The organism is Halobacillus sp. BBL2006 (assembly GCF_000786645.1).
In the GTDB taxonomy this organism is placed as follows: Bacteria; Bacillota; Bacilli; order Bacillales; family Halobacillaceae; genus Halobacillus.
This window is the reverse complement of record NZ_JRNX01000617.1, coordinates 1-8,837: the sequence shown is the minus strand read 5'-3', so window position 1 is coordinate 8,837 and position 8,837 is coordinate 1. Positions and strand designations below refer to the sequence as shown.

The following is an 8,837-nucleotide window of genomic DNA, read 5'->3' as shown; positions in this document are numbered from 1 at the left end:
AAAACAATAAAAAAGACTAAATGTTTCCTCCAGTCGTCCGATAAAAGAAATGTAAGCCAAACATTTCGAAAGTCGGCCGACTTTTCTTTTTGGCAAAAATACTTTTGCTCTCCCACAAGGACGTGGGGGATAACAATCAAGGAGGATTATTTACTTATGCGTATTAATCACAATATCGCGGCTTTAAACACTTACCGTCAACTAGGACAGGCGAACAACGCTCAGTCCAACTCAATGGAAAAACTTTCTTCAGGTCTTCGTATCAATAATGCTTCTGATGATGCAGCGGGTCTAGCAATTTCTGAAAAAATGCGTGGTCAGATTCGTGGTTTGGATCAGGCATCTCGTAATGCTCAAGATGGAGTGTCATTGATTCAGACGGCTGAGGGTGCACTGAATGAAACCCATTCTATTCTTCAGCGTATGCGTGAACTTGCTGTTCAATCATCTAACGATACTAATACAAACGATGATCGTGCTGAAATTCAAAAAGAAATGGATCAATTAGGAAGTGAAATCGATCGCATTTCCACTGATACAGAGTTTAACACAAAGAAATTGTTAAACGGTGATATGGGTAAAGTTGCGCAGCAAGGTGCTGGTGCTGCTGTTTATTCTGGTTTACAAGCTACTGGAGCAGACTTAGGAAGTGGTAGCTACTCTTTAGATTTAAAAGCTTCTGGGGCAGATACTTTTACAAATACATCTGGTGATACCGCAGTTACTGCAGCCTCTGTTAATGATAATATTTCGGTAACAGGTGGGGCAGAGATAAAATACGGATCTTATACATTAAATGTATCTAACCATAATGGAACAACTGCTGATTTTGAATTGGTTGGTCCAGATGGAAAAACTACTACTTTAACTGGTCAAGCCGATGATGCCTCACTAGATATCGGTGGCCTAACTTTTGGCTTCAATACTGAAAATATTACAGGTGATGGTACAGTAAAATTTGACATGACATCAGCTGGTTTAGAAATTGATCTTTCAGGTGATAAAACAGTAAATAACTCAGCAATTGCTAACTATTCTGGTGGCAATCTAAACGTTGGGGGATTTGAATTTGAAGTTCTAACTAATCATGGGGCGGATGGTAATGCAAAAGCTATCAATGTAATTGACAAATCTGTTAAGTTCCAAATTGGTTCAAATCAAGGTCAAAGTACAGATCTTGCTATCAATAATATGGGGGCTACAGCACTTGGTGTAAATGGATTAGATGTTACTAATCAAACCGGTGCAGACTCTGCAATCACCACAATTGATGATGCTATAAAAAATGTTTCAGGTGAGCGTTCAAAACTAGGTGCTATTCAAAATCGTTTGGATCACACAATCAACAATCTTGGTACCTCTTCTGAAAATCTAACCGCAGCTGAATCTCGTATTAGAGACGTGGACATGGCGAAAGAAATGATGAACCAAACGAAGTCTTCTATTCTTGCTCAAGCTTCCCAAGCTATGCTTGCAAAAGCGAACCAGATGCCACAAGGAGTACTTCAACTACTACGTTAATAACAAAATTCTTGAAAGGACCCCATCTATCGGGGTCCTTTTTTCTCGTTAACTCTCAGTTAAATACATATGAGTTTAATAGCTGCTTGTTAATTGTTACTATTAAAATAATTCAGCAATTCATAAAAAAGAGAAGAGAGGAAAGAAATGCAACGATTAATGTGTAAAGGAAAAATTCATCGCGCTACCGTAACCGAAGCCGATCTGGATTATGTGGGCAGTATTACAATTGATTCTAAACTAATGAAAGAATCAAACATTAAACCATATGAAATGGTCCAAATTACGAGTTTGAAAAATGCAACTCGCTGGAAAACCTATGCGTTGCCAGCTCCTGCAGGCTCAGGGAAGATTTGTTTAAATGGACCACCTGCCCACCTTTTTTCACCTGGAGACATTGTCATAATTTTAAGCATGGGCATGTTTGAAGAAGAAGAAATTGAAGGCTTAGAACCTAAAGTCGTGTTTGTAGATGAAGAGAACAACATTACAAACATTGAAGAACATAGATTGCACTGGCCGGAAGACTAATCGAATTATTCAAAAGAAGTTCACCCTAACGTGGTGAACTTTTTTTGTGCTTAAAAATTTCAATGTTAGTCCGATATAAAGAATAATTAAACATGATTAGGGAGTTGTTGAAGGTGAATGTTCGAAATCATTTAACCCACTCACAACTTCTGCAGAGAAACGTTGAACAACTCGGTGCACGATCAACAGTTCAGGAGAATGGAGAAGTAATAGAAGCAGAGAAGCAGAATGAACCAATAATTATCGATAAAGAAAAATTGAAGCAAGTAGCTGACAGCATGAACGAGTTTCTGAAACCTGCACAAACGTCCATACGGTTTCAGTTTCATGAAAAGCTTGAAGAGTACTTTGTAGCGATTGTCGATAATGATACGAACCAAATTGTAAAAGAAATTCCGCCGAGAAAAATGCTCGACCTTTATGCGTCGATTGCAGAATCTCTTGGATTTATAGTCGATCACAAAATATAAGCAGGTGATAGTATGAGTGATATGCGAATCGGGGGCATTGCCTCTGGAATGGATATTGATAGTCTAGTAAATGACTTGATGAAGGCTGAACGGATGCCTTTAAATAAGATGGAACAAGACAAAGAGTGGTTAACGTGGCAGCGCGATGCATATCGTGATGTCAATAAACAATTGAGTGAATTGGACACCCTGGCTTTTGACATGAAGTTGGAGCGTACGTTCAATTCAAAAAATGTGACCTCATCCAGTTCTGCAGTATCCGCTACCGCTAGTGCATCGGCAGGGAACGGAGATTACACCCTTAGTGTTGAACAAGTGGCCACCGCAGCCTATAACTATAGTGAAGATACCATTACAAAAGATGGAACGACCTTTGATCCTGACGCTGCGTTAAGTACGCAACAAGGAAATTTAAAAAACGGCATCACTCTCGGAGAGACCTTTTCCATCACTACCTATAATGAGGACGGTTCTATAAATGAAGCCTCTTTTGAAGTTACGGGAGATAAGTCTTTGAATCAAATTTTATCTGAGATCAGTGACTCGGAGCTTGGCGTGCGTGCTTTTTATGATAAAAGTGCAGATAAAGTAATGCTTGAGCGAACAGAAACAGGGAACTTTAATCAAGATGAAACAGAGTTTTTGGGCGCTGAAATTGGGTTTAACGGCAGTGCAAGCTTCCTGGCAAACACTTTAGACATCAAGAATGGTGATAACTCTTCAGGAACATGGAAACTGAACGAAAAAGGTGGTCAAGATACTAAGTTCACCTACAATAACGGTCTTGAAATCACCAGCCACACCAACAAGTACACACTAAATGGGGTTCATTTCACCTTCAATGAGGTCACGGACGGCAATATTAAAGTGAATGTGACCAATGATGTAGATCAAGCTGTCGATAAAATCGTTGAATTCGTAGATAAGTATAATAAGATCATTGAAAATTTAAATGGAAAAGTAGAAGAAAGAAAATATAGGGACTTTCCTCCTCTGACCGAGAAGCAGAAGGAAGATATGGAAGAAAAAGAGATTGAACTTTGGGAAGAGAAAGCGAAAAGCGGCCTTTTGAGAAATGACTCTGTGATTGAAAGTACACTAGGTACCATGCGTACGAATTGGTACACCCCGATAGACAATGACGGAGATTTTACCATGATGTCAGAAATCGGCATCACAACTTCTTCCAATTACCGTGATAATGGAAAGCTATTGATTAACGAAGATGAACTGCGGACGGCATTAAATAATAATCCGGAATCTGTCCATAAGCTTTTTTCAGGAACAGATGAAAAGCCTGGAATTGCTCGAAGAATTGAAAACTCCATTCGTACAGGAATTAGTTCGATTGAGAAAAAAGCAGGGAAATCTACAACGCTCGACAATAACTTTTTATTGGGGCGTCAGATTGAGGACATTGGTAAGGAAATGGATGATTTTGAGGGCCGCCTCAACGATATTGAAGATCGATACTGGCGACAATTCGGAGCCATGGAAAAATTCATCCAACAAATGAACTCCCAGTCTGCGTTTATTATGCAAAACTTTAGCTGATTTTTATAAAAGGAAGTGTTAAATAGATGTCTATACAAGCCTATCAAAACAACTCAGTGGAAACGGCTTCTCCTGGGGAACTGACCCTGATGCTTTATAACGGTTGTATTAAATTCATTAAAATCGCTCGAAAAGCAATGGAACAGAGTGAGATCGAAAAGAAGAATACAAATATCCAAAAAGCTCAGAACATCATTCGAGAGTTGATGGTGACGATGAATCAGGATTATGCGATCAGCCAGGAGATTTTACCCTTGTATGATTACATGAATCGACGCTTGATGGAGGCGAATACGAAGAACGATACGGCCATTCTCGATGAAGTACAGGGGTTGGCAGAAGAGTTCCGTGATACATGGAAACAGGTCATTCTGCAAACGAGAAAAGTGCAGTATGGGCAAGGCGGCAACGTGTAATGAGTGCTTGGCAAGAGTTCTTAACCTTGACGAAAGAACTCGATGAGGTTATCCATCAGCCAGTGTCTGAAAAAAATCGTGCCAACGTATTGGATCGAGTGGACGTATTGCTTGATAAGCGCCAGGCGCTTATGGGAGAATTAACGCAACCAACTTCGGATCAGGAAAGAGCGGTGATTGAAGAAGTCAAAAAGCGGGATTTGAAAATCAATCAGAAGCTTGAATTCCTCTTCACGGATTTGAAGAAAGACATGCGCAATAATAAAAAGCAGAAATCCAGCAAACAACGTTACACCAATCCTTATCAAAGTGTGTCGAACTATGATGGGATGTTTTTCGATCATAAAAAGTAGCAGGTGATTTTTTTGTCAGAATTAACCGTAGAACAGCATCATATGCTTCATGAATACAATCAACTCTTACACACCGTAAGCGAAGCGTTTGAATACTTAGAACAAAACATAGAAGAAGAAGCTCCTACTGAAGCTCAGCAAGTGTTTGAGGATCTTCTACTTGCCTTTGAACAATTGTCCGTCAGTCACGAGCAAATGACCGTCCTCTTTGAAGAAGAAGTCGAGATGGCCACCCTCATTGCTGGGTTTGCCGAAATTGTTGATTCATTGAAAGATTGGTTCGTACTCGAAACGAACGCTCAAAAGCGGGAACTGTTGGCAGAAAAAGTGGTTCCGTCCTACGAGGGCTGGAAGGATCAGGTGCAGTTGTTCGTCAAACCGTATATTGCCCATTAGCAAGCAGCGTCACCTAAATGGTGGCGTTTTTTGTACCTCTATATCATTGTCGAAATACAGATTAAATCGCGATGTGATCGATCATCCCCCCTCTAAGAACCGCATAAAACTAAGGTTTCCAACAATTACCGACACAAAATCGACAAAATATTTTGAAAGTTTATGCAGGAAAGGGCTTGGGTATGATAGAATATATATCACATAAGGATGAAAGGAGGACACTTCTTATGCTACAGTACACCATTCGCGGTGAAAACCTAGAAGTGACGGATTCTATTAAAGAATATGTGGAGAAAAAGGTGGGCAAACTTGAACGCTACTTTGATACTCCGCCGTCATCCGAGGTTCATGTAAATTTAAGTGTCTACAATGATGAGCAGACAATCGAGGTCACAATTCCGATGAAGAACTTGCTTCTTCGAGCCGAGGAACACAACACAGATTTATACGCTGCCATCGACCTTGTGGTAGATAAATTGGAACGTCAGATTCGTAAGCATAAAACGAAAGTGAATCGCCGTTTCCGCCAGGAGGGTGCTCCGAAACACGTATTCGCAGAGCTTGAGCGTGAGGCTCAACAAGAACGCGAAGCGCAAGATGAAAGTGATTTTGATATTGAAATTGTAAAAACGAAACGATTTGACCTGAAGCCTATGGACAGTGAAGAGGCTGCGTTACAAATGGATATGCTAGGTCACAACTTCTTCGTATTTACGAATGCGAACACAGATGAAACGAACATCGTTTACAAACGTCGTGATGGCCGCTACGGCTTGATCGAAACTTGATTAAAAAATATTAATGAGAACACCTCTGCGATGCAGGGGTGTTTTTTTGGTCTCTATACTAAGAATACAATTTTCAACATAGATGCAGTAGATTTTATAATTTCTCCATAGTAAAATTTCCTTTTTCTCTATCTTAAGTCTTCCAAAAATCAAAAATTGCTCATTCGTCCCGGTTCACAAACCATGTTATAACAAAGATAACACGTTTTTGTCAGGGGGCGAACGAATGGAAAAGTCATCTCCACCATGTCATTGCAGTTACTTATATGAAAGGATCAAACGTCAAGAAGAAGCGATCGCTCAGCTTGTCGATATCATTGGCTCAACTAATCGCAGAGTCTATGAGCTGGATCAACGACAGCACGGTGTTGAGCACCAAATTGTGAGAGAACACCCGACCATCCTCCAAACCACTACATAATTCTCCTATAACCCGCTAATACCAGCCTCAAGCCTGTCATAAAAGCTCTGATAAATTTTTTGTATCTCAGCTTCTCTTAGTGTTATGATAATAGATGGATTACACTATTCAACCGAGATTTGAAATCAATAGAGGAGCGGTTGCAATGCTTGGAACTTTAAAGAAAATTTTTGGTGATGGAAATACGCGTCAATTGAAGCGATTAGAAAAGATTGCTGATGAAATCGACGCTCTTGAATCTGAATACGAAAAGCTATCAGATGATGAACTACGCCAAAAAACTGAAGAATTCAAAGAACGCCATCAAAAAGGCGAAGACTTAGATGATTTATTAGTAGAAGCCTTCGCGGTTGTCCGTGAGGGTTCTAAACGTGTGTTAAATATGCGCCCGTTCACCGTACAGCTGCTGGGTGCGATTGCTCTCCATGAGGGTAATATTGCAGAGATGAAGACAGGGGAAGGTAAAACCCTTGCTTCCACGATGCCGGCCTATTTAAACGCCATTTCTGGTAAAGGCGTTCACATTATCACTGTCAACGACTACTTAGCTAGTCGTGACGCAACAGAAATGGGCGAGCTGTACCAATTTCTTGGACTTACAGTTGGACTCAATTTGAATGGAATGTCCAAAGATGAGAAGCGCGAAGCTTACAATGCTGACATTACGTACGGTACGAACAATGAGTTCGGTTTCGATTACCTGCGTGACAATATGGTCCTGTATAAGGAACAGATGGTTCAGCGTCCACTTAACTTCGCGATCATTGATGAGGTCGACTCGATTCTGATTGATGAAGCACGTACGCCATTGATTATTTCCGGTACGGCTTCTAAGTCTGCGGATCTTTATCAATCTGCTAATGCATTCGTGCGTCTGCTAGAAAATGAAGAAGACTTTACGTACGACGAGAAAACGAAAAACGTGCAGCTGACTGAAGAAGGTATCAACAAAGCTGAACGCTTTTTCAAGATCGAAAACTTATTTGATCTATCGAACGTCTCCTTGATTCACCATATCAACCAGGCGTTGAAAGCTCACACCTCGATGCAGCGCGACACGGATTACGTCGTTGATGAAGGCGAAGTCGTTATTGTCGACCAGTTCACCGGTCGTCTAATGAAAGGACGTCGCTATAGCGATGGATTGCACCAGGCGATTGAAGCCAAAGAAGGTCTTGAAATCCAGAATGAAAGCATGACGCTAGCATCTATTACTTTCCAGAACTTGTTCCGTATGTATGACAAGCTTTCTGGAATGACAGGTACAGCGAAGACGGAGGAAGAGGAATTCCTCAACATCTACAACATGCGCGTTATCGTTATTCCAACCAACCGAGACATCGTCCGTGATGACAAGGCAGATCTTGTTTATAAGACGATGGACGGGAAATTTAAAGCGGTTGTTGAGGATATTAAAGAACGCTATGAAAAAGGACAGCCTGTTCTTGTTGGTACTGTAGCGGTAGAAACGTCAGAAATCATTTCCCGCTACTTGAAAAAAGCCGGCGTTCCTCATAACGTCTTGAACGCGAAGAACCACTTCCGTGAAGCAGAAATCATCGAAAACGCCGGTCAAAAAGGTGCAGTTACAATCGCGACCAACATGGCCGGTCGTGGTACCGACATCAAACTTGGGGAAGGCGTCAAGGAAGTCGGTGGTCTTGCGGTCATCGGTACCGAGCGTCACGAATCACGCCGTATCGATAACCAGCTTCGAGGACGTTCCGGACGTCAAGGTGATCCGGGAATGTCTCAGTTCTATTTGGCTACAGATGACGAACTGATGCGTCGATTCGCTTCTGACAACATCCGCAGCATGATGGACCGTCTAGGTATGGATGATTCTCAGCCAATCGAAAGTAAGATGATTTCCCGTGCTGTTGAATCTGCTCAGAAACGTGTAGAAGGTAACAACTTTGATGCACGTAAAACAATCCTTTCTTACGACGATGTGCTTCGTCAGCAGCGTGAAGTCATTTACAATCAGCGTTATGACGTATTAACTTCCGATAACCTTCGTGAAATCATCGAGCAAATGATTGAACGTACGGTTGCCCAGTCTGTTGGAGTTCACACGAGTGACGAAGAAGAAGAGAACTGGGATCTTGAGGCACTGGTCGAGTACGTTCGCGCGAACCTTCTGTTTGAAGGGGACGTGACCGTAGCTGACCTGAAAGGAAAAGATCCTGAAGAGATGCAGGAACTTATCCTTGAAAAAGTGAAAATGCGTTACGATGAAAAAGAAGAAGAACTTACGGAAGAGCAAATGCGTGAGTTTGAAAAAGTTATCCTGCTCCGCACGGTTGACCAGAAATGGATGGACCATATCGACCAAATGGATCAGCTTCGCCAGGGGATCCACTTGCGAGCGTACGGTCAAAACGACC

10 protein-coding genes are annotated in these 8,837 nt (G+C 41.4%); all 10 read left to right on the top strand.

Features of this window, described 5'->3' with window-relative positions:
* Positions 1-156 precede the first annotated feature (156 nt).
* Positions 157-1,521, top strand: coding sequence for a flagellin (locus LD39_RS17030; protein ID WP_035550377.1), 1,365 nt, complete (start codon positions 157-159; stop codon positions 1,519-1,521).
* A gap of 147 nt (positions 1,522-1,668) precedes the next feature.
* Complete coding sequence (gene panD / locus LD39_RS17025) at positions 1,669-2,052, top strand: aspartate 1-decarboxylase (protein ID WP_035550374.1); 384 nt, start codon at positions 1,669-1,671, stop codon at positions 2,050-2,052.
* 113 nt (positions 2,053-2,165) lie between these two features.
* A complete protein-coding gene (gene flaG, locus LD39_RS17020; RefSeq protein ID WP_035550370.1) occupies positions 2,166-2,522 on the top strand; it encodes a flagellar protein FlaG in 357 nt (118 codons plus the stop codon).
* Between the two features lie 12 nt (positions 2,523-2,534).
* On the top strand, positions 2,535-4,076 hold the full coding sequence (locus LD39_RS17015) for a flagellar hook-associated protein 2 (protein ID WP_035550367.1): 1,542 nt from the start codon (positions 2,535-2,537) through the stop codon (positions 4,074-4,076).
* Positions 4,077-4,102: 26 nt separating this feature from the next.
* The gene (gene fliS, locus LD39_RS17010) at positions 4,103-4,492 is read left to right on the top strand and encodes a flagellar export chaperone FliS (protein WP_035550364.1); all 390 of its coding nucleotides are present in this window, start codon (positions 4,103-4,105) and stop codon (positions 4,490-4,492) included.
* Positions 4,492-4,845, top strand: coding sequence for a flagellar protein FliT (locus LD39_RS17005; protein ID WP_035550362.1), 354 nt, complete (start codon positions 4,492-4,494; stop codon positions 4,843-4,845). Before fliS ends, LD39_RS17005 begins: the two co-directional genes overlap by 1 nt.
* Before the next feature lie 12 nt (positions 4,846-4,857).
* A complete protein-coding gene (locus tag LD39_RS17000; RefSeq protein WP_035550360.1) occupies positions 4,858-5,241 on the top strand; it encodes a hypothetical protein in 384 nt (127 codons plus the stop codon).
* Positions 5,242-5,468: 227 nt separating this feature from the next.
* Positions 5,469-6,029 (top strand): ribosome hibernation-promoting factor, HPF/YfiA family, encoded by a 561-nt coding sequence (hpf, locus tag LD39_RS16995; protein WP_035550358.1) that lies wholly within the window; start codon positions 5,469-5,471, stop codon positions 6,027-6,029.
* A 226-nt stretch (positions 6,030-6,255) separates the two neighbouring features.
* The gene (locus LD39_RS16990) at positions 6,256-6,450 is read left to right on the top strand and encodes a hypothetical protein (protein ID WP_035550356.1); all 195 of its coding nucleotides are present in this window, start codon (positions 6,256-6,258) and stop codon (positions 6,448-6,450) included.
* Positions 6,451-6,595: 145 nt separating this feature from the next.
* Positions 6,596-8,837 (top strand): preprotein translocase subunit SecA (gene secA, locus LD39_RS16985; RefSeq protein WP_035550354.1); only part of this gene is annotated, 2,242 nt, incomplete at its 3' end.

Coding starts and splice junctions, on each gene's coding strand:
- LD39_RS17030 (WP_035550377.1), top strand. CDS start 157: ATGCGTATTAATCACAATATCGCGGCTTTAAACACTTACCGTCAACTA.
- panD (WP_035550374.1), top strand. CDS start 1,669: ATGCAACGATTAATGTGTAAAGGAAAAATTCATCGCGCTACCGTAACC.
- LD39_RS17015 (WP_035550367.1), top strand. CDS start 2,535: ATGAGTGATATGCGAATCGGGGGCATTGCCTCTGGAATGGATATTGAT.
- fliS (WP_035550364.1), top strand. CDS start 4,103: ATGTCTATACAAGCCTATCAAAACAACTCAGTGGAAACGGCTTCTCCT.
- LD39_RS17005 (WP_035550362.1), top strand. CDS start 4,492: ATGAGTGCTTGGCAAGAGTTCTTAACCTTGACGAAAGAACTCGATGAG.
- hpf (WP_035550358.1), top strand. CDS start 5,469: ATGCTACAGTACACCATTCGCGGTGAAAACCTAGAAGTGACGGATTCT.
- LD39_RS16990 (WP_035550356.1), top strand. CDS start 6,256: ATGGAAAAGTCATCTCCACCATGTCATTGCAGTTACTTATATGAAAGG.